Below are 23,157 nucleotides of genomic sequence, written 5' to 3'. Positions count from 1 at the left end.
ATGAAAATTCCGGACAGCGTAAAACCAGGCATTCCAAAGTTACCTTCGAAAATCCCTTCTGGGTGGAATTTACTTACGATGAATAAGGTCTTCAATGAATTGAACAGAAAAGCTAAAGTTGAAGATGATGTCCTTTATGACTTAGTCACTGTTAAGAGAAGCCGAGGAGGCGTACAAAAAAGAGAAAGGCTAAGGGGTGATCAAATATCAGTTAAAAGTCAATTCTTTATAAAAGAGAATGATTTTTTAATTTCCAGACGACAAATTGTTCATGGTGCATGTGGTGTTGTACCTAAAGAACTAGACGGTTCTATAGTATCTAATGAATATTTAGTCTTAAAGGTCAATCCTGATTTTGATCTAAACTTTATAAAATACTATTCTCATAGTCAATATTTTCAACAAACATGTTTTCACTCAAGTATCGGTGTTCATGTTGAAAAAATGATTTTTAAACCACATTGGTGGTATAAATTCAAGCACATTCTCCCAAACCTGAAAGAGCAGAAAAAAATAGCATTGATTCTTTCAACCTGGGATAGTGTGATTCTTAAGTATGAACAAATAATTGATGTGTTATCCAAAAGGAACAAAGGGCTAGCACAGCAATTATTAACAGGAAAACTTAGACTTGAAGGTTATAATGATTCTTGGATCAATAAACCATTAGGGCATTTTTTTACAGAAAGAAAAGAAACAGGTTTTACTGAACTTCCTTTACTATCGGTTGGTGAATCGGGAGTTTACCCCCAAAACGGATCGAATAAAAAAGACACCTCCAATTCGGATAAAGAAAAATACAAAAGAATTTGTCCTGGAGATATTGGATACAATACTATGAGGATGTGGCAAGGCAGAAGCGCCATATCTGAATTAGAAGGCATAGTAAGTCCGGCCTATACCATAGTAACCCCAAAAAATAATGCGGATGTTCTGTTTTTCTCTTTTTTGTTTAAGCAAAGAAAAATGGTACACAAGTTTTTCAGAAACTCTCAAGGACTTGTTGATGACACTCTTAACTGCAAATTCAAGGACTTCAAGATTATTATGGTAGAAGTTCCAAATTCAATCAATGAGCAGAAAGCAATAGCAGCAGTACTTTCTGAAGCCAAGAAAGAACTAACAATATACCAACAGCAATTGGACATCTTAAAAGAGCAAAAGAAAGGCTTAATTCAAAAGCTATTGACGGGTGAGATAAGGGTAAACATAAAAGAAAACTGACATGAAATACCTTGTTTGGGACTTAAAACAGTTAAACCGTGGACAGAGAGTAAAAGTCACTTTGTCTGGTAATGCAGCAAATGTAAGATTGATGGATAGTTCGAATTACAGTAACTACAAGAATGGTAGGTCTCATCGCTACGCTGGCGGTCTAGTTACTAAATCCCCTGTTGTATTGGGTGTCCCAAGTTCTGGTCATTGGTATGTCACAGTCGATATGCAAGGACTCAAAGGCAGTACTAATGCAAGTGTACAGGTTCTCCCCTCTGCTTTACCCACGTATCAGGACGCTCCTCTTTCGTCAGTACCTTCATTAGTTCAGGGAAGAGGTGAATCACCATTTGACCATCAAGAGCATGATTACAGAGAGCATGATGTTTTCATTTCCCATGCTTCAGAAGACAAAGAAGAGATTGTAAGACCATTAGCTGTTGCTTTAAGAAATGCGGGGCTTTCTGTTTGGTATGACGAGTTTGAATTGAGAATTGGAGACAGTTTGCGACAGAAAATTGATAAAGGATTGGCCAAGAGCAAATTCGGAATAGTGGTTCTATCCAAAAACTTCATTAAGAAAGGTTGGACTAACTATGAATTGGATGGCATCATTACTCGGGTTATTGGTGGAGAACAAGTTTTATTACCAATATGGCATAATATCACCAAGCAGGAAGTAATTGACTACTCGCCCTCCTTGGCTGATAAACTAGCAAGGAACACTGCCAATTTCACTGTCAACGAAATTGCTGAGGAAATAGCGGAAGTAATTAATAATGCATAGCACATATGATTTAAAGCAAATACAGACAACTTAAAATGAACATTACAATCACCATAGACAAATCCACTTTCCAATCTCTCAGCTTTCCGGAGCTGATGAGGCTTAGTAGCTATTACAAGCACAATGTAGCTCCTGTATTGGTGATGGAGATCCTTGGTGATCTGAAAAAGGAAACGCAAGAAGGCAAAACACCATCTGATATTAGGGTTAAAGACTTTGCAACCAAGTTGTTCCCAATGTACAGTGTAGTCAATGCTTACTACAGGACATTGGTAAAGGGGGAATTATCCGGTGAACCGGTGGAAATGGATGGAAGACCCACCCTGGACATAGAAAAGGTTGTACAACCTGACGCCCATAGAAAAGGAATGGTAGTCAGGGAAACGGCAGAAGAAAAAGCTATTTATAAGTGGAAGGATGGGAAGTTCACAGATGCTGATCATGACCTTTCCCAGTTATGGAGAACCTTAACCACACATGAAAACCTTCTCAAAAACCTACAGAAAATTCTCCAGGCCACTGAGCATGAAAGGTTAAAATCATTTGATCAGCTACATGAGAAAGTAAACTCCGTCTTGTCCGACCACAGTTTACAAGACCGCCTCCTTGCCTACATGATTGACAATTATGGAGAAGGAGAAATTGATGGCATGAGCATATTTTCACGATGGATAGCAGCAAATCGTCCACTGATTACGGCCTTTGCACCCTACACAGCTCATTGCCTCAAAGTGGACCTCCTTTTTCACCTTGGGCTACAAAGTGAACTTATAGGTACACGCCCTACTAATCGTGTCGATTTGGAATACCTGTACTACCTGCCTTTTTGCAATGTATTTACCTCCAATGATAAAATACACAAACAGCTAGCTCCTCTTCTTATCAGAGAAGATCAGCAATTCATTATAGGCACAGAGCTAAAAAAGGACTTCAAGCAAATAGTGGAGTATCTGGAAAAAGAAGGTGAAGAAGCCAAAAAGAAGTATGTCAATGAACCTCCAATTATTGAAGATTCCCTGACTTATGGATTATGGAAAGAGTATTTCGATTATCCAAATAGCAGCAATATGAACAGGAACATATCGGAAGAAACACTTTCTAAAATGAAGGCTACTATGGATAAGATATTCAGAGCCTCAGAAGGTGAAGCTGTGGATTTTGATGAAGGTGAGGCCGAAGAGTTTATAGTCAAGAAATCGTATTTGAGCATGACTGACCCATGCTTTTGCGGAAGTGGTAAGCAAGTAATTGATTGCTGTATTCCGAGAGATGAGTTTATTAAGATCAGCCAAAAACATAAAGACAAATAATATGCAGTTAAATTACTTTCCCCTACAATTTGATTTTACAGATTACCAGGTAATCACAGAACCCTATTCTGATGAACGTTTGCAAGAGTTGAGGCAGGTGTATAATGCTTCATATTCGTTTTTTAGGGATGGTAATTTAATTGTTATATCCAATAAGGAAGATGAAGAAAACCAACTTACCGGAAAAGTTGAAAGACGTTCGGTATATGATGATGCCAAGGTTACCGCATCATTGGCAAAACACATCTTTTTCAGAACCTTTAAAGACCGTTTTCAAGGGTTTATTCCGGTAGATTTTTATCCTTTCCGTTTTTACTCTCGACAAGAAAAGGATGATTTAATTTTAAGCTATCTGCCCGAAAAACTTAAACATAAAATTGCTTTCAAAAAGCTTATTGAAGTTCAGCTTCGAGAAACGAATATCAACAATGCCAAAGGATTTGCCTTTGTGGTTAATATCCGAAGAAACTGGGTGTTTAACATTTCATGTCAGGAGCTCAATCAAGAAGGGTTTGACTTAACAGACTTTGAAGTGCTGCATGCCGAAACACTTCCAGGATTAGATAATGTACTGGCTCCCAATGAAGACTTTGTAGGAACGCTGCAATCCATCAATGGAGATACCGCAAGTGTATCTACCAGTGAGGGTGAAAAGAGCTTTCCTTTACAAGAGCTTTTTATACGAAAAACCAAACGTAACATTCAGACTTATTTGAATTTTGCTACCGGTGAGCAAAAGTGCGATCAAATTTTGGCAGCCGTTAGTCAAGAACGTATCAAGAAACAGAACCCGGTCAATCAGTTCAGTGAAATAAGCAATATTGCCAAACATCTATTCTCTGATAAAGGCAATCCGATTCTATTTCAAAATAAGGATGGCTTCTGCTTCAAAGTAGATAGTATACCTATGCAGGTGCAAAAGAGCATGAACTTGCAAACGCCTACGTTTATTTACGATCATGCCGGCACTAAGAAAAATAATATGAATGCTGATATGGGCTTATCCAATTATGGCCCATACGACAGCATTAGTTTTGACATTAAAAACCCTCTCGTATTAAGTATTTGTCATCGAGCAAAAAGAGGGGATTTCACTAAGTTCCTTTCTCATTTAAAAGACGGGTTGCCTGATTCAAGATATTTCCAAAAAGGACTTTTAAAGAAATATGAGTTACAAGAGGTCAATTATATCATTCAGGAAACCTCAGATTATCAACTGGAAGATTACTTGGGAGTGATAAGCAATTATGATGATGAAAAGCCTCATTTGGCTATTATTGAAATTCCTGATAGGTTCAGAAATTTATCAGATCGGGATAATCCTTATTATAAAATAAAAGCAAAATTACTTTCGCTAGAAATACCGGTGCAATTTGTTCGTTCAACAACGCTTTCAAGTTATTCCGAGTACATTCTTAATCCATTGGCATTACAAATTTATGCAAAGCTTGGTGGTACGCCTTGGGTGTTGCCTGCTCAACGCTCAGTTGATAGAGAGATAGTAATTGGCATTGGGCACAGTTGGTTGAGAAGCGGAATGTATAAAGGAGCTGAGAGCAGCCGTGTTGTGGGTATTACAACCTTCATGTCTAGCGATGGTCAATACCTTTTAGGTGATAAGGTGAAAGATGTGCCGTATGAAAGCTATTTTGAAGAATTACTTAAAAGTTTGAAGAGTTCCATTACCCGACTTTCTGACGAATACGCTTGGCAAGAGGGTGATACGGTACGTTTGATTTTTCACATTTTCAAACCCATAAAGAATGTTGAGTTTGATGTTATTAGTCAATTGGTAAAAGACATTAGTCAATTCAACATCAAGTTTGCATTTGTAACAATTAGCAAAAGCCATCCGAGCATATTATTTGATACGAATCAGCAGGGAGAAAAAAAGTATGGTTCTAATCAGTTAATTGGAAAATTCATTCCTCAACGAGGAAGCAACGTATTTATTGATGATGAAACAAGCTTGGTTCAGATGCTTGGTGCAAGAGAGCTGAAAACAGCCAAGCACGGTATGAGCACTCCTATACAAATTAAACTTAGAACACCCCAAGGGAATCATGACGATTCGGAATTAAAGGACTTAATGTTCTATGATTTGAACTATATCACACAGCAGATTTACTCATTCACATACTTGTCCTGGAGAAGCTTTTTGCCAAGAGAAGAACCAGCAACCATGTTGTATTCTAATCTTATTTCCAGGCTCCTGGGAAAAATGAGAAACATACCGGAATGGGATGCTGATAAACTGAACTACACCTTAAAGAGAAAAAAATGGTTTTTATAGAAGAGAAACATAGTTATTTAAGCAGCCTATCGGATCAGCCAAAGCAAAAGGCTCTGTTTGCTTTGGTATCTGATGAAACCTTGACAACTCAGCCCAATGAGGTTTCTGAAACGGATGCTATCTACTACTCTTCTATACAAGCAATAAAAAAGAATGCAAAGGCAGATTTTAATACACAGTACACCAAAATCTCAAAGCGGAAAGTTTCCGAGAACTCTGCTGCACCATTTGTACATGACGACTTCCTGATTTTCACATTGGTAATTGGGGTGTTAAAATTTGATTGTGATAAAGACTGGCTTTTAGGTGTTATCCGTAACAGAGCAAAGGGTAAAACCACTACCACTTTTGAAAATTTATTGACTGGAAATTATCAAAGCAAAGCCAATAATCAGTCCTTGGTTTTGGCATTCCTGTTTTTACTGGATAAATCTAAAATCTCCAATGACCAATTAAATGAAGCGTACAATGCTATGAGTGATACAAAAGAATCATTCAACAACGATTTTATACGCATCGTTTATTACCGAGCATTTGATATTATTATCCAGTTTAAACTACCAAGAGATACAGACGAAGTCTCTCGTTTATTAGAGTTCGAATCTCGCTTTAAGAAGCGAATTAATGTTTTTTCAATAGTGGCCTACAACCTTTTTATTGTTGGTGTTCTTTACGGAGCATATAAAGTTCTTCAACTACTACCTGAAGATAAAAAACTGGTTGTAAACGACCTGAGTCTGATTATAGGGTTAGGAGCGATTATTGGTTTGTCAGGCAACTTTATTCCTAAACTGAAAACCAAGTTTCAAAAATTGATATTAAGAGCCTTTGGCTATCAAAATACAAAGTAATTATGAATATACCCTTATTCAAAGAAGATCATATCTCACAGCTTCCGGCACTAAAGCTACTCATGAATTTGGGATGAAAATACCTCTCCCCTGAGCAGGCATTGGAGGACAGAGGAGTTAGAACATCTAACGTGTTGTTGGAAAAGATCCTCAAGGAGCAGAAAAAGGGCTTAATGCAAAAGCTTTTAACAGGGGTGATTCGAGTTAAAACTTTGAACTGATAAGTTATGAAAGATTTTAAAAACCATATAAAAATACTCTCCGCTTTGTCGGTTGCTGCTTCCGATACCAGAAGGGACACATTTATTTCCGTAGTCATTAGAACTCTTAATGAGATATCTTCCTGTGAACGTAAAGACTTAGCTGGATATATTAATGAGCAATTCAGCTTTGAGCCATACCAACCTGAATTGGATGAAGTAGTCAATTTCCTTCTAAAGGAAGAACGAATCGTTGAAGAGAAGAAGATACTTTCCTTATCAGCAGAAGAGAAAGAGACAATTGATACTCAAGACGTAGAAGCAAGAGATCAGGAGAAAAGTCGATATCAAAATTTCAAGAACTTTATAAAAGATGATCTTGGTCATGATTTAAAAGGTGATCAAGTAAAATTACTATGGGACACCTTTTTAGAGTATCTGTATAACTCTTTTTATGAATATGGAGAGGATGCCATCAAAACGTTACATCCTCATATAAAAAATGGAGATGGGAACAGCTACTACGAAAGCGTTCTTTCAATTACAATGAAGAATATTGATGCCCCAGAACTTCAAACCCTATTCAAATATGTAATTGAAAGATTCCCTGATTTTGCCTCAACGGAAGACCTAAATTTTCTTAACGACTTGGCACAGAAGACCCTTTCATTTTCTTCACTTGGTTTTCAAGCGGATGTAGCTCAAGATACTATCAACCACGAAATTGTAGATTGGACACTCTACCTCGATACGAATGTTTTGTACTCATTGCTAGACCTCCACTCCCACCCGGAAAATGAAGCTTGCAAAGCACTTATCCAGTTGGTAAGAGAAAATAAAGAGCATATTAAGGTCAAACTGCGCTATTCAGATATTACCTATAAAGAACTTGGGAAAAAGAAGGCTGATTTCGATCTCTTAGATGATAAGCTAACCGATAGCTCCATCAAAGCAATGTTGAAAAGCGAAAACCTTGATGGGTTTTCGAAAAAGTTCTACGAAGGTCTTTTGGAAAACAGAGAGGGTACGATTCATCCGTCTGAAGCCATTGGCTTATCCCAAACAACGCTCAAATATAAAACCATCGAAATAGCACGGAATGCCAAAAGAATTGAACATCTCGGTGAGGACTACATCAATGCGAAAGTTCAAGAATTCTACAAATACATTAACCGCAAAAATGAAATCAAAAAAGAATTCTATGATTCAAAAAAAATTCCTTTTCATCCAATAGAAAAAAGCGAGAAGCAGGCACTGCACGATATAACTCTTCGCGAATTACTATTGGAAAGCCGCCTCAAGGAAATGAAAGGTGAAGAAGTGTCACTCAATTCTATCAAATACTTTGGCGTGACCTTAGACGACCTGCTAATCCAGTTTGATAAGTCCCAGATAAAGGATGATAATGATGTCAAAAGTTTCCCCGTCTTTTTCAAACCTTCTTTTCTCCTTAACAAGCTGGTAAGGATTTTACCGATCCAAACCAAAGATTATAAGAAAGCCTTCATAAAGGCGGTTACTTCAAAAGGATTTCATAAGGATTCTTCAAAATCAAGAGATGTCCTAAAAATTGTAAACTACCTTAAATCGCAAGGTATTGACGATGAAAGAGTAGTCTACAATATAATCTCTCAAGATATTTTCCTTGAAAAGTATCATAAAGAGTCTCAGAAAGAAGATTTTAATCAAGGTGAATTTATTGAATCTGAGCTCAACAGGGAATTTAGATTCTTTCAAGAACAACTGGAGAATACCCAGAAGGAATTGGCTTTGACAACAGAAACCGCGAATACGAGGGCAAAGGAAAACCAAAAATTAGAAGCTATAAAATCAATTTTAGAATCTGATGTCCAGCAGTACGAAAAGGCACTTGAAAAGGTGAGTAAGAGGGTGAATAGTCTGGAAAAAACAGTAGATGCAGCAAGCAGTCAAGAGAAAATTAATTTTGAGGCGGGGGAAGCAAATGCAAAAGCCCAAAGGGAAAAAGAGAAAGCAGAGATCCTAAAAAAGAAACTACGAGTTGAAATCGAAGACCAAATTGAAAAAGAAAAGGATGCTGATGTGAGAAAATGGCAAAGGAAGACGTGGTGGCATTTGCTTTGGGTAATTCCATGTGTTTTTGCCGCATTATTCTTTGTGCTTCCATTAGAACAAAACCCAATTACCAATCAAGCAAATCGCTATAATACAGCAAGTGCAATAATGGTTCCTGTTATTCTAATTTTTCTATATCTAATACAAAATAGGTTATGGAATGAGGGCAATATCAAAGCAAGAAAGGAGAACCATAAAGTTTCTGAAGGACTCAGAAATAAACTTAGGGAATTGGAATAGTCAAATAATATTGAAAAAGTTATGAATATACCCTCATTCAAAGAAGATCATATCTCACAGCTTCCGGCACTGAAGCTGCTCATGAATTTGGGATGGAAATACCTCTCCCCTGAGCAGGCATTGGAGGCCAGAGGAGGAAGAACATCTAACGTGTTGTTGGAAACGATCCTCAAAGAGCAGTTGCAATCCATAAATAAAATAGAATACAAACAAAAAGAATTTACCTTCTCAGAAGTCAATGTAAACAGTGCCATACTGGCTTTGCGGGATCTTCCTGTACAAGACGGATTTATGGCAGCCAACAAAACTTTTTATGAACTCACCACGTTGGGTAAAAGCTTTGAGCAATCAGTATTAGGAGATAAGAAGAGTTTTTCCTTCCACTACATTGACTGGAGAAACCCGGAGAATAATACCTACCATATCACCGAAGAATACAGTGTAACACGTTCAGGACGAAATGAAAGTGCAACGGATAGCCATTACCGCCCGGACATTGTACTTTTTATCAATGGCATTCCAGTGGTGGTGATAGAATGTAAAAGTCCGAAAATCAAGGAACCTGTAGATAAGGCCATCGAACAACACCTTCGCAATCAACAGGAAGATGGTATTCGTGTATTATACCAGTATTCCAACCTGGTCATGGGATTGGCCTGCAATGAAGCTCGCTATGCTACTACAGCTACGGGAAAAGAGTTTTGGAGCATCTGGAAAGAATTGTTCCATAAAAAAGCGGAAGAAACAGCCTGGCAGGACAAACTTCAGGAGCTCAAAAACAGACCTTTATCGGAGAATGAGCGAACAGTACTCTTCAAAGAACGATTTAAGAACGTGTGGGACTTCTTTGAGAACCTAGAAAAAGAAAACCAAACCACTACCGAACAAGACAGGTTGCTATACAGCCTTTGCCAGCCTCAAAGGCTGCTGGATATTATGTACAACTTTACGTTGTATGATGATGGCATCAAGAAAGTAACACGCTATCAGCAATACTTTGCTGTAAAAAACACCCTGCAAAAGGTATCTCGAAAAGATACATCAGGACGAAGAGAAGGGGGTGTTATCTGGCATACACAAGGAAGTGGAAAATCCCTCACAATGGTGATGTTAGCTCAGCTTATCGCCACACACCAGGATATTAAGAACCCAAAAATCGTATTGGTAACCGACCGAATCGACCTGGACGATCAAATCACGGAAACTTTCAAAAAATGTCAACTCCCCGTTGATAATGCACAAACCGGAAAACACCTCGTGGAGTTGTTATCCAGTTCAGCCGATTCCGTGATTACTACTCTCATTCACAAGTTTGAGGCAGCCGTTAACCGCAGTAAAGAGTCTTTTGACTCACCAGACATATTTGTATTGGTGGATGAAGGCCACAGAAGCCAATACGGAAACTTCAACATCAAAATGCAAAAGGTATTCCCAAATGCCTGCTTCATTGCATTCACAGGTACTCCACTGATGAAAAAGGAAAAGAGTACAGCCAATAAGTTTGGAGGCTTGATCGATGTATATTCCATTACTGATGCAGTGGAAGACGGTGCAGTGGTCCCACTGTTATATGAAGGTCGTCACAACCTGATTGAAGTCAATGAAAAGCCTTTAGATAACTACTTTGACAGGGTTTCCGAGCCACTAACACCTTATGGTAAAGCAGCCCTGAAACGCAAATTCAGTTCCACCAATCAACTCAACAAAGCAGATCAAATCATCTATGCCCGTGCCTGGGACATATCCGATCACTATGAGCAACATGTCCAGGGCATTTCATTTGGCACACTAAAAGCCAAAGGGCAATTGGTAGCTCCAAATAAAACTACAGCCATTCGCTACAGGGAATACTTAAAGGAAATCGGCAAGGTCAGTTGTGAAGTATTGATCTCCCCTCCTGATGTTCGGGAAAATCATGACGATGCATTTGAGGAAAGTGAAGACGTAGTTTTAAAATTCTGGAAAGCCATGTTGGATAAATATGGTAAGGCAGAAAACTATGAAAAATCACTGATCAATGCTTTTAAAAAACAAAACCATCCTGAAATCATTATCGTGGTAGACAAATTATTAACCGGGTTTGATGCTCCTAATAACTACGTCCTATATCTCACACGCCAATTGAAAGAGCATACCCTTTTACAGGCCATTGCTCGTGTTAATCGCTTGGCTCCCGGAAAAGAACATGGATTGATCGTTGACTATTATGGCAACCTGGCCAACCTCGATGAAGCATTAAAAACCTATTCAGGTGATATGGATTTTGAAAGTGCCGACCTGGAAGGAACATTTACCAACATTAGTGAGGAAATAAAAAAACTTCCACAGGCACATTCAGAAGTATGGGACATCTTTAAGGAAATCAAGAACAAATACGATGAACCGGCTTACGAAGAACTATTGCAGGATGAAGCCATTAGACACCAATTCTATGAAAAGGTTTCTGTCTTTGCCCGCTTATTAAAATTAGCTTTATCGAGTTTTGAGTTTGTTACTCAAACTCCTGAAAAGCAGATCAACAAATACAAGCAAGACGCCAAGTTCTTCCTTGCCTTGAGAATATCTGTTAAGCGAAGGTATTTTGATGACCTGGAATACAAAGAGTACGAACCACAGGTACAGAAATTAATTGACAAGCACATCACTACCGAAGGAGAAGTACTGAAAATTACGGAACTGGTTAATATTTTTGACAAAGAACAACGGGAACAAGAAGTAGAAAAACTTACCAGCAAAGCAGCCAAGGCGGATCATATTGCCAGCCGGACAATTAAGGCGATCAATGTAAAAATGAACGAAGATCCGGTCTACTATAAGAAGCTTTCAAGGTTGATCCGGGATACGATAGAAGACTATCACCAACAGAGGATCTCGGAAGTAGAATATCTCAGAAAAGCTCAGGAATATGAAGAGACATTTCACAATGGACAAAAAACAAATGTACCGGAGAACCTTGTAGGCAAAGACAACGCCATTGCCATTTATAACCTCATCGGTGAAATTTTCAAGGAACATATATCCGATAAAGAGCAAGCTGCACATGTTGCTGAGGGTATCGATGATGTCATAAGAGATAGCGTATTTGAAAATGGGAGGCTAATTATCGACTGGCCCAATAAATCAGATATAGAAGGAAAAATCCGAATTGATATTGATGATTACCTATTTGACCTGAAAGGCAAGGAAGGCTTGAGCCTGCCCCTAGATTTGATTGATCAACTTGTAGAAGAAGGATTAAAAGTAGCAAAACTGAAATATGTCTAAGGATATACTGTACAAAAAACTCTCTTTTGGCTCCAAAGAAATAAGCTATGAGTTGACTTATCAGGAAAGAAAGACCCTGGGCATTCGTGTTTACCCTGATTGCTCAGTGAAAGTAATTGCTCCTGTAGAGACATCTGAAGACAACCTGAAAGAAAAGCTTAAAAAGAAAGCTCCCTGGATACTCAAACAGCAAAATGAGTTTTTATCCTATCATCCCTTAACTCCACCCCGGCAATATGTAAACGGGGAAACACATCTTTACTTAGGCAGACAGTACCGATTGAGAATAGAACCGGCTCAAACCAATGAAGTGAAGCTATACAGAGGGCGTTTAATCGTTTTCAAAAGAGAAAGCCAAAGCCCTGAAAAACTATTAAAGGAGTGGTATAGAGAGAAAGCAACCAGCCATTTCAAGGCCACACTACGATCTTTATTACCCCTTTTCAAAAAGTATAAAATTGAGGAGCCTACCTTGCAAATCCTCCATATGCCGACAAGATGGGGAAGCTGTACTCCCAAAGGCAAAGTGATCTTAAACCCGGAATTAATCAAAGCACCTAAAGGAAGTATTGAATATGTCATTATTCATGAACTCTGCCATATCGTACACCACAACCACACCAAAGCTTTCTACGATTTACAGGAGAAAATAATGCCTGATTGGAAGAAATGGAAAGAGAGGTTAGAGATGTCTTTAACTTAGTCTCTCTATTACAATATTTATTTTATGCTTGTCTCATAGGTCTTGACCATTATTTTTGAACCAAATTCATCGGATATATACCATATAGAAGCTGGTTCCCTAATCAATTCTTGATAGATTCTTTCTGCTGAGCTCATCATGACAAATTAATTTATGATCAAACGTATTCAATATAGTTTTTTTGGAAAATCTAATAAAAAACTCAAGTTCCTCATTCCTTTCACCCGATTTTAGGGACGCGCAGCAAGAATATTCCACTATTTCTCTTAGCTCCATAGCGAAACACTCTTGCTTTTTTACCCACCACATTTAAAGAAAATTTCTAAAAAAAACTCATCCCCCTTCGGGTTTCAGTGTGACTATTCCAACGGTCACTTCCACAATTTTGAGCATCATCAAAATGAAATCCGACATGACACAAGATGCTCACAATTTATCATTTTCAAGACAAGTACCGCCGAAATTAGAAGAAGTAAAATCCTATTTCAACTACCTTCATATCCCTGAGGCCGAAGCCGAGGTATTCTATTTTTATTACCAGGGCATGGACTGGAAAAACGAAACCGGAGCACCGATAAGAGATTGGGTAATGGCCGCAGACGAATGGGTGTGGAACCTGGAAAATTAGCCTTCGCATTCCAACATTATTATCTCCTTTTGGAAAGGCGAAGCACCCGCTTTTCCAAAGGATGGCATTGCGTTTTGGCAATGAGCAAGATGTAGTTTTGTCTACAACAAAACCCAATCACCCCATTTAGCTCCGGAGTCGCAAGGGTGGATGTTCGGAACTCACATTACAGCTATTGCTAGAAAATTAAAAATCTACTTAGCCTCATGAATTCCATATTGATAAACTTGATTTTACGTTCGTATTAAATCCACCATTATTTTTTCAAATAGTGTCGGTTAATGTCATCAGTAAAGAGTGGCAGAAATTCAGGCACTTCAAATTGTGAAGGGTTTACCTTCCCCGCAAATTCATTGGAAATAAAGATTTGGTTTTCTGTCACAAAGCGTACCCGTAGTTTTGTATTGAATTCACCGTCATATCTGTAAATCTTTGAAATCAGATAATATTTAGGGGGGTAGTTTCTCCGACCAAAAACTGTTTCCACAAACGGCTCGGTAATCAATATACTCAATAGGTTTCCACTCACCTTGTTGGTTCATCGCTTCTTGAATCATATAAATCCAACCTTCCAGGGTGTCGATATTCCATGTCGAATCGGAAATGTTTTCTATCAGTACAGGATACCCTTCAACCATGTTAGTTGATCGACTGTAATACTTATCCAAGAAATTTAATTCGGATTCATAAATCTCTCTGACAGATTCATCCCCATGAAGGTCTATTACTGCATTATCTATGTAATAAGGAATAGAAATTATCTGACTGGTGTCTACTCTAATTGAAAGCCCTTTCCCAAATGAATAGGGTCTAATTGCTTCAGCAACAGGCGGGGGCGGTGGAGGCTGTTCGGTTATTGGAATTTCGTCATCGACAACCAAATCTATAGTGATTGAGGTAGTATCGAAAACTTCATCTGGCTCATAAAATATGGGAGGATGATCATGTAAAACATTGTCATTTCGATAATTGACATTGTCAAAATCATTTGGTCTGAAAATTTCAAAGTTGCCCGAAATGCCAATAATCTCAAATCCACCTTGGATCATACTAACAGGTGAGAAGGTCCCGTCGGCCTCGTAGGGGTCAAGAATAACCGGGAACCTCTGTCCGAAAGTGGAAAAACTTATGGTTATAAATATAACTGTCAATGTTCGCATAGGAGACCTAACATCATATATCGGCACCAAGTGTTTGACATTTAACTTGTTTCCCACTAAGATAATCGTTTTAATAAAAAAACCTTGCTAAATCTACCTCTTACGCTGAAATATTTGAAATCCTCTAAAGTTTAAAGGATTCTCATTTGATTCCTTTAAACTAATGACATAACTATTTTCTATCATTCACACACTGCTATAACTGAACACTTTTAAATTTAGGACAATCCACATGGACTATTTTTCGCTACAAAAACACCCCACTTCGGTTCACATGGTGAAAAATTCCCAAATCTATTTCTGACCTTAGAAGGATCAAAAATCAATCAGGCTGAGTTTATGGTGCAACCTAAATCAACTTTTTCTCGAATATTAACTTAAAAAATAATTTATGGGAAGAAAAAAGAAAACCAGTGGGGCTCTACCCTACCGGGTGGAAAGCCGCTTGGGAGAAAGAAAATACCGGGAGCTGGTAAACACCCTGCAACGCTCCGAACACCGTACCATGAGTGCCCTTGTCAGGGAACTGCTCTCCAACAGACCAATAATCTGCAAGACCCATGATGACAGCGTTGAGCGGGTATTGGAGGAGTTCAGCATCCTACAGATGGAGTTTCACGCAATAGGGGTCAACATCAACCAGATCACCCGTTATTTCAACAGCATTGAAGATCCCCTTAGAAAGAAAAAGCTGGTCAGAAAAGTGGAGAAGCAAATGGAACAATTCGGTAAACAAATGGACAGTCTGGAAAAACTCCTTTCCCATAACAAGCAGGGATGGTTGTCAGAATAAGTACCGGAAAGAACATCCATGGCATCCTTCAATACAATAAACAGAAACTAAAGACCGGGGATGCCAAATTGATCATGGCACATGGGTTTGGCACTGACGGAAAAACCAGAACCTTTCAGCAAAAGCTACAGCGGTTTAAAGCGTTGACCGACCAGAACAAAAGGGTAAAGACCAATTCGATCCATATTTCCCTTAACTTCTCCCCTAACGATAAACTGGATGAAAACCAGTTAAAGGAAATTACGATGGATTATATGCAACGGATAGGGTTTGGCCTCCAGCCCTTTCTGGTGTACCAACACTTTGATGCTGGGCACCAGCACGTCCATTTGGTATCCACCAATATACAACATGGAGGAAACCGTATCGAGACCCATAACCTGGGAAAGACCTTATCGGAAAAAGCCAGAAAGGCCATCGAAAAAGAAAGGGGCCTGACACCTGCAAAAGGACAGCGAAACCGAATACCAATTAGGGATTTGGAAAAGGCGGTATATGGAAAATCACCTTCTAAAGAGACCATCGACAGTGTGGTCACTCCAATTCTTACCCACTACAATTTCACTTCCTTTGCCCAGTTCAACACCCTTCTAAAGGAGTTCAATGTTGAAGCCGTTCAGGGAGAACCGGGCACACGCATGTACCAAAACAAAGGGCTTGTTTATTCCATACTTGATGAGAAAGGTAACCGTGTGGGGAATTCCATCAAAGCAAGTAAGCTGTACGACAAGCCAACCATGAAAACTCTCGAACGACAGTTCAAATCTTCAAAATACAGGCGGGACAGGTTGGTTCCTTCTGCACAAAACAGTTTATTGCATGCGTTACAGATTGCCAGACAATCCCCCAACCCCTTACAACAATTCCACCGACAATTAAGAAAAAACCTTCTCAGGGCACGATTCCATACCAATGCTGATGGCAGGGTTTATGGGCTCACTATATTGGATTTTGGCCAGCGAGCAGTATTCAAGGCTACTGAACTTGACCGTTCCTTGAGTGGCCATAAGTTGATGATGAAGTTGGATGCTGATTATGCCCAGAAAATGAATCCTGGCATTAAAATAAGTGATGATCAGGTTTTATCCTGGAAAATGCCCCTGGACAATGATTGGATTATGGACAGAGGCAATAGTCATAGCCCTAATGGTTCCACCTTGAGTGATATCAATGAAATAATAGTTGCCACAATTATAAAAGCTGTGGATATCCTCATTACCCCAGAATTGCGGATCGCTCCCCCAGAACCGTACGAGATAAAAAGAAAGAAAAAAAGAAAGCGTCGATATATTCAGTAAAACGCATAATTATTCTCACGGTACATTTTCATCCATTCAATGGAAACCAAATAGATCAAACACGGATAAAAAATCCCTGTCACAGAATAACCTATTCCGCTTCCGAATAGGATAGAAATCCCTCCATTTCTTCCTTGCTGGTAAAACAGCGGGATTATGGAGAACTACAAAACCTATAAAATCACCAAGGACAATCTTGGTGAAATTCAACAATGTGTAGAGGCAAAAGCACTATTCTGGGTAGATCCTATTCCTTTTGACGGGAAGACATTTCCGCCTTTTCTATTAGTAGCACTTCCCAATGGAGGCACTTTGTCCATCAAAAGGGCAAGGGAAAAAATCATAACTTCCGGACGCTTTCCCCTGAGGCTGGCCAACCTTGCTTTTTGCCATTATCAGGGTTTGAAGGCAGGGATGAAAAGGGATGGCCTGTTCCACCTGCTGCACCTATCGAAAAAAAGACTCGTTTCTCCCGAAATCCCCCTTTCCTTTCAAACAGTTTCCACAAAGTTTTTGGAAAGCAGGTACGATGCTTCCATTTCGCAATTCAACGCATTTGCGCAAAAAGCAGTAGCCTTCCGTCAAGGAGCCTTGGACTATTGGGAAAAGAATGATTATGCCACCGCTGCTTTCATGTTCCACCAGGCCCTAGAGCTTGGTTTTCATGCTGCTGAGGTATTTGCCCTGGGAAAGGCCAAACGGAGCCATTGGCTTTCCAGCCATATCCTCTCTGCTGAATATTATGCCCCTGCCCTTTCAACCATTTTGCTGACTGAAGGCCATAATGCCATTTCTCCTGTTCCCTTACTGGAAAAAGCCTATTTAGGTGCCAGGTACTGCCCCAACTTCACCATTGCAAAAGATGAAATTGCCAGTATGCCCGAGCTAATGGAGAAATTTATAAGTAGGCTGTTTCAGGTTCCCAGTTCCTATAAAGCCGCCATTGATGCCTTCACTCCTACTCCTATAAATTCAACTACCACAAAAACTACTGCTATGAGCAATGAAGACCGAAAAGCCCTGATCAAGCCCGGGCTGAATCAAGAACTCAGAACATTTCTGGAAAACCTGGTCGATAAATTTGATATCGAATATGTCTATTGTTTCGGCATTCAGACCCGAGAAGGCCAAGGGTTCAGTCCGTTCATGTTTTCAAGCTCCTCCATCGAATCAAGGTATGATCTCCTGATTATTACAAATGAACCGGATCCTTCCCCCATCCAGGATTTTTGTCTGGAAGCGCAAGCGTCGGGCACGGGCATATTTGCCATTATCCATCTTAAAAGAGAAGTGGATGATTCCCTGAAGAAACAATCCAGGTTCTTCAATACCATCATCCAAAACGGCCATCTATTTTATGGGAAACAGGATGGGAATGGTTTTAAGGTTTCTCTACCGGATTATCAGTATGTCCAGCAATCCACCATTGCCCATTGGCAGACCAGATATAACAGGGCTTCTTATTATTTCCAGGCAGTAGAGTGTTCCGACAGGGAATGTCCAGAGGTGTCCATGTTCCTTCTTCATCTTGGGGTTGAACAGCTGGCACTGGGCATCATTTACACCTACATGGGCTATATTCCCAAATTCAGATCGCTTTCCTATCTACTTGCCCTATGTGGAAATTTCACCTCAACCTTTTCAGAACTATTTATAAATGAAGAGTATAAAGCAGAAGAACTCCTGAAATCCCTATGTGCCAGTTTTTCCGGAACACGGTTCAATCCGGGTTATAAGGTTGATACCGGACATGTCCCTGTAATTTTTGAACGCATACCCGAACTGGCCAAGAGCCTCCAACAACTGCATGAAGAAAAAATCAAACAACTGCAATCGTTGATGCAGGATTCTGAACAGGACAATAAAACAGCCATTAGTTCCTGAACAGCCTATTCATCTTAATTTTCCAATATTTAATCCACTTTACATGAAACCAGACATTATACGCCCTTCAAATTTTGAACTGCTTTTAAGTTACGATGATCACAGGCTAAACCTTGATGATCTCCAAACCAAGATTACCGGAAAAGTTCTGAAAAGGAAAAAGATGCCACATGTTTGGCCCGACATAAAACTGACATTGGATTCAGTGACGATCAAAGCATGTATTTATTTAGGCTCCGGCAGAAAAGACGTTAACCTCATTGTCTCCACAAAAAGTCTGGTCATCTTAAGGGAGGATAATGCTGATGTCGCTTCACCGGAACATCTGTCCTTTTATGAGTTTCTTGTACTCAAGTACCTGGAAGAAGAGGGCATTTTGAAAAATATTTTCGATTTCTTCACCCACGAACACTACCCATTGGCAAAAAAGTATCCCCATGATTTTACATGGAAGGAAAGCGGCATGTATTTGGATGCCACCATTCGGCCCGAAGACCGCGTCGGCAAGGTTTTTCTCCCCAGTGAAATAAAACCTTTCAAAAAAGTCATATACAAGGAGGACAATTGCTTTGATAATTCTGAATGCCTCTGTTTTTGCATCCCGACGCTCAAACACTTTTCGGGATATCCCATACTAAAACCATTCTTGGGACGGACCACACTGGATGGGGATAATATCAGGTCATTTATCAGTTTTAAATCCGAGCAGATAACACCTATATTACCTAAGCTGTCCGACAATCAAATTGCCCTGCTGAAAATTTCCGAAAGGCTGGAAGAACTATCTGAACCTGTTGACAGGGTGCTGTTTGAAAAAGCTTTTTTGGAGGAACAGGTATTCGAGAAGGATATTTGGAAGCTATGGGAAAAGGCAATCCGTTTGCTGAAACGCGAACGATTTGTTTTCTCCTATTTCTGCTACAGGAAAAAACAGTTTAAGAACCGGCCCCGCAAAACGGATATGGAAAGCATTGAATTTTCAGAGGCCAAATTCCAGCCCTCATTCCAATTCACAGAAATTGATAACCGTTATTGGCTAAAGGCCTTCATGCTCCACAACGGAAAATACCGGGAAGTGGAACAATCCTTCCCAGAGGAATTCCCCGTGTTTTTCAGGTCACATAAACACCATTCCTTTACCCATACGGCTTCCTGTCTCCGGGATGTAAAAATCTGGAAGTGGATTACCGATAAAGAACCATTCACTGTCCATAAAACCTATGGTGATGAATTCCTTAACAATGTCTTACCAGAACTCTGCACCCATTATCCGGTAAAATTTAAATTCAAGGTAGAAAGGGATTTATATATTCAAACGTACCGACTCACCGCTGAGAAAAAATGGCTATGGGTATCCCAAATAAATAACAGCATTACGCTTACCCCGTACATAAAATACCTGGAAAGGAACGAGCCTGTGAACATCCTTACCAAGGGTACACAATGGCTCTTATTTGACGGTAACAAAAGGACAGTGCAGTTAAGGGACGAAAAGGAGGAAAAGACTTTCAAAAAGCTTATTCACAGCCTACACCCTTCCTTTAAAGAGCAAGCTTCCAAAGAGCTCCTAAAGCTTCCTACAGATGAATTCTTAAAGGATTACTGGTTCTTTGAAGCCTTTTCAAAATTGAAAAAAGTAGGAGTTCCCATTGAAGGAGTGGACAGCATCAAAGGGTTCGGTTACCATCCCTACAGTCCGGATATCCATATGGATATCAATACCGAAAAGGGCTGGTTTGACATTGGTCTGCAGGTAAGGTTTGGCGATAATCTTTTGGACTTTGAGCAATTGAGAAACGCGATCATCAAACAGGACGGAAAGGTCAGGTTAAAGGATGGTAAGGAAGGGGTAATCCCTTCGAATTGGCAGGACAGACTGAGGGGCATGTTATCCCTGGGACAGGAAAGGGACGGGAAACTGAGCCTTTCCATGCTCCACTTTCCAATGGTGGAAAAGCTGTATGGGAAAAACGCCCCCAAGGACATCACCGACTGGATCAAAACCAAAAGAAAGCGTTTGGAGAACCCCGTATTAAAGGATGGAGTAAGGTTTCCCAAGGTCAGGGCAACACTAAGACCTTACCAAAAAGCAGGGTTTTACTGGATGAAGGCCCTGCAGGAGGAAGAATGGGGTGGAATACTGGCCGATGACATGGGCTTGGGCAAGACCCTGCAGGTATTGACCTTATTGCTCCATACCAAAGAGATCTGCGGAAAACAGCCCAATTTGATTGTGGCCACCAAATCCCTGCTTTATAATTGGGAGGAACAGGCGGATAGGTTCACCCCTGACTTGACCATTTGCAAGTATTATGGGCATTCAAGGCAACAACTGCAAGAAGGATTACATCTGTTTGATCTGGTCATTACCACCTACGATACGGTCAAATCAGATATCAGTTTCTTAGGCAATATGGAATTCCAATACCTGATCACCGATGAAGCCCAGGCCATCAAGAATACAGGTACTGATCGCTATAAGGCCATAAGCCTGCTAAACGCCCAATATCGGTTGGCCCTTTCGGGAACCCCGGTTGAAAACAGTGTAATGGATTTATATGCCCTGATGAATTTTGTCAATCCCGGCTTCTTCGGTACCGAGGCAAATTTCAGAAGAATCTTTCTGGAAAAGGGAAGGGCGGATAAATCACCAAGAATGGATGCCCTGCAAACGGCCGTCAAGCCCTTTATCCTGAGAAGGACCAAGGAAAAAGTGGCCAAGGACCTGCCTGAAAAAAACGAAATGGTCATGTACTGTGAAATGGAGCCCCAACAGCGTAAGGCCTATGAGACCTTGCGGAACTATTACAGGGGAGAGCTCGAAGACAAAATCTCCACAGAGGGACTAAACAACTCCAAGCTTAAGGTCCTGGAAGGCCTGATGCGGTTAAGGCAGGTTTGTGACCACCCCGTTTTGGTACCGGATCATTATAATTATGAGGGCAATTCTGCCAAGATGGAAGCATTGATGGAGCAGGTTATCGAAAAAACAGCCGATCATAAACTGTTGGTGTTTTCTCAGTTTACGGGCATGTTGAAGCTTATCGGCAAGGCACTGGAAAAAGAAGGCATCTGTTATTCTTACCTGGATGGGCAGACCTCTGAGGCTTCAAGAAAAAAGGCCGTACAGCAATTTCAGGAAGATGATTCGGTGAGAGTGTTCCTTTTAAGCTTAAAAGCAGGTGGTTCCGGGCTGAACCTTACGGCTGGGGATTATGTGTTTCTGGTCGATCCCTGGTGGAACCCTGCCGTGGAATCACAGGCCATCGACCGCTGTTACCGGATTGGTCAGGACAAAAAAGTGATGGCCTACCGCATGATCTGCAAGGACACCGTTGAGGAAAAGATACTTCAGATGCAGCGTGAGAAGAAAGAATTGGCCTCCGGACTGATTCAGAGTGAAGAGGGCTTGTTTAAGTCTTTGGATACTAAGGGGCTGCTGGAATTGTTTGGTTAAAAAGAACAACTCTATTAATGTAAGGTTAGGCAAGTAAATTTTATTGCCAACTTATAATTATGATTTCTATGGGATAAGAATCATTGAGATTAACTTGAATTATCATCAATTTTCTTCCGAACCCAACTACATTTCTTCCGAAATTGAATTTTCGGATGGACTTCAGCGAGGGGTATACTAAACAAAAAATAGGTAAGTGATGGTCAGAAATATTTAACCCTGACATTGTTTTTTCGTATCTTGCTGAAAAAGGATGTATAAATGATAGATTACAAAGCATATATCACCATCGATCCCAATATCCGTTTTGGAAAACCAGTTATTAAAGGAAGTAGAATAGCGGTATATGATGTTCTAAGCTGGCTGGCCAATGGAATGACCTATGAAGAGATAATGGAAGATTTTCCCGAAATAAGCAAGGAACATATTCAGGCCTGTCTTGCCTATGCTGCTGACAGGGAGCATAAAATCCGGGTAGCTTGATGAAAGTATTGTTTGACCAAAATGTTTCTTTCCGCATAGTTAACCTTTTAAAAGACTATTACACAGAAGCCAAACAGGTTAGGTTGCTTGGATTGGAAAATGCCAGGGATTTGGAAATCTGGGAATACGCAAAACAAAAAAATTATACAATTGTAACTTTTGATGCCGACTTTTATGAATTGGCAAATATCAAGGGGCACCCACCTAAAATCATATGGTTGAGAATGGGTAATACCTCCACCAAAAGTATAGCTGAAATAATGATAAGCATGCAACCTGTGATAGCTGATTTCATTTTATCCGATGATCAGGAAGAAATCGCCTGCTTGGAAATTGATTGATCCAAATCTTAAAGTCTTCTCCGAACTCATTTTTCTTTTTCACCGAACTTTAGTTGTTTTTCTCCGAACTGGGATATCCAAGAAAACTGGTAAAAAGCATCCTTATAGCAAAAGAGAGTCGTTTTTCTCCAAACTCCAATACAATTTCTTCCAAAC

General features: G+C 39.9%; 16 protein-coding genes. 15 read left to right on the top strand and 1 reads right to left on the bottom strand.

Features of this window, described 5'->3' with window-relative positions:
• The 9 genes from FDP09_RS12490 to FDP09_RS12450 all read left to right on the top strand — a co-directional run bounded on the left by FDP09_RS12490 (window position 1) and on the right by FDP09_RS12450 (window position 13,585).
• Complete coding sequence (locus FDP09_RS12490; RefSeq protein ID WP_137402981.1) at window positions 1-1,224, top strand: restriction endonuclease subunit S; 1,224 nt, start codon at window positions 1-3, stop codon at window positions 1,222-1,224.
• Window position 1,225: 1 nt separating this feature from the next.
• Complete coding sequence (locus FDP09_RS12485; RefSeq protein ID WP_137402980.1) at window positions 1,226-2,002, top strand: DUF1883 domain-containing protein; 777 nt, start codon at window positions 1,226-1,228, stop codon at window positions 2,000-2,002.
• A 35-nt stretch (window positions 2,003-2,037) separates the two neighbouring features.
• Window positions 2,038-3,312, top strand: a complete 1,275-nt coding sequence (locus FDP09_RS12480) for an SEC-C domain-containing protein (RefSeq protein WP_137402979.1) — start codon at window positions 2,038-2,040, stop codon at window positions 3,310-3,312.
• Window position 3,313: 1 nt separating this feature from the next.
• Entirely contained in the window at window positions 3,314-5,605 is a 2,292-nt protein-coding gene (locus tag FDP09_RS12475) for a Piwi domain-containing protein (RefSeq protein WP_137402978.1), read from the top strand.
• Window positions 5,593-6,456 (top strand): hypothetical protein, encoded by an 864-nt coding sequence (locus FDP09_RS12470; RefSeq protein ID WP_137402977.1) that lies wholly within the window; start codon window positions 5,593-5,595, stop codon window positions 6,454-6,456. Before FDP09_RS12475 ends, FDP09_RS12470 begins: the two co-directional genes overlap by 13 nt.
• A gap of 227 nt (window positions 6,457-6,683) precedes the next feature.
• A complete protein-coding gene (locus FDP09_RS12465; protein ID WP_137402976.1) occupies window positions 6,684-8,990 on the top strand; it encodes a hypothetical protein in 2,307 nt (768 codons plus the stop codon).
• Between the two features lie 21 nt (window positions 8,991-9,011).
• Window positions 9,012-12,254: a type I restriction endonuclease subunit R gene (locus FDP09_RS12460; RefSeq protein WP_137402975.1), complete on the top strand. Its 3,243-nt coding sequence runs from the start codon at window positions 9,012-9,014 to the stop codon at window positions 12,252-12,254.
• Window positions 12,247-12,957 carry a M48 family metallopeptidase gene (locus FDP09_RS12455; protein WP_137402974.1) on the top strand — a complete coding sequence of 237 codons (711 nt, stop codon included), beginning with the start codon at window positions 12,247-12,249 and terminating at the stop codon, window positions 12,955-12,957. The genes FDP09_RS12460 and FDP09_RS12455 overlap by 8 nt, the downstream gene beginning before the upstream one ends.
• 412 nt (window positions 12,958-13,369) lie before the next feature.
• A complete protein-coding gene (locus FDP09_RS12450) occupies window positions 13,370-13,585 on the top strand; it encodes a hypothetical protein (protein WP_226334945.1) in 216 nt (71 codons plus the stop codon).
• Between the two features lie 449 nt (window positions 13,586-14,034).
• Here FDP09_RS12450 and FDP09_RS12445 read toward each other — a convergent pair whose 3' ends face one another.
• Window positions 14,035-14,802 carry a hypothetical protein gene (locus FDP09_RS12445; protein ID WP_137402972.1) on the bottom strand — a complete coding sequence of 256 codons (768 nt, stop codon included), beginning with the start codon at window positions 14,800-14,802 and terminating at the stop codon, window positions 14,035-14,037.
• A gap of 334 nt (window positions 14,803-15,136) precedes the next feature.
• Here FDP09_RS12445 and FDP09_RS12440 point away from each other — a divergent pair, with 334 nt between their 5' ends.
• The 6 genes from FDP09_RS12440 (at window position 15,137) to FDP09_RS12415 (ending at window position 23,001) form a co-directional block, all read left to right on the top strand.
• Window positions 15,137-15,538 (top strand): plasmid mobilization protein, encoded by a 402-nt coding sequence (locus FDP09_RS12440; protein ID WP_137402971.1) that lies wholly within the window; start codon window positions 15,137-15,139, stop codon window positions 15,536-15,538.
• On the top strand, window positions 15,523-16,836 hold the full coding sequence (locus FDP09_RS12435) for a relaxase/mobilization nuclease domain-containing protein (RefSeq protein WP_137402970.1): 1,314 nt from the start codon (window positions 15,523-15,525) through the stop codon (window positions 16,834-16,836). Before FDP09_RS12440 ends, FDP09_RS12435 begins: the two co-directional genes overlap by 16 nt.
• 156 nt (window positions 16,837-16,992) lie before the next feature.
• Window positions 16,993-18,720 carry a HEPN domain-containing protein gene (locus tag FDP09_RS12430; protein ID WP_137402969.1) on the top strand — a complete coding sequence of 576 codons (1,728 nt, stop codon included), beginning with the start codon at window positions 16,993-16,995 and terminating at the stop codon, window positions 18,718-18,720.
• A gap of 43 nt (window positions 18,721-18,763) precedes the next feature.
• Window positions 18,764-22,177 carry a DEAD/DEAH box helicase gene (locus tag FDP09_RS12425; RefSeq protein ID WP_137402968.1) on the top strand — a complete coding sequence of 1,138 codons (3,414 nt, stop codon included), beginning with the start codon at window positions 18,764-18,766 and terminating at the stop codon, window positions 22,175-22,177.
• A gap of 261 nt (window positions 22,178-22,438) precedes the next feature.
• Entirely contained in the window at window positions 22,439-22,660 is a 222-nt protein-coding gene (locus tag FDP09_RS12420) for a DUF433 domain-containing protein (protein ID WP_187328668.1), read from the top strand.
• The gene (locus FDP09_RS12415) at window positions 22,660-23,001 is read left to right on the top strand and encodes a DUF5615 family PIN-like protein (protein WP_137402967.1); all 342 of its coding nucleotides are present in this window, start codon (window positions 22,660-22,662) and stop codon (window positions 22,999-23,001) included. The genes FDP09_RS12420 and FDP09_RS12415 overlap by 1 nt, the downstream gene beginning before the upstream one ends.
• Window positions 23,002-23,157 lie beyond the last annotated feature (156 nt).

It is taken from the genome of Echinicola rosea, assembly GCF_005281475.1.
GTDB classification, from domain to species: Bacteria; Bacteroidota; Bacteroidia; order Cytophagales; family Cyclobacteriaceae; genus Echinicola; species Echinicola rosea.
This window is presented reverse-complemented; position numbering and strand designations above follow the sequence as displayed.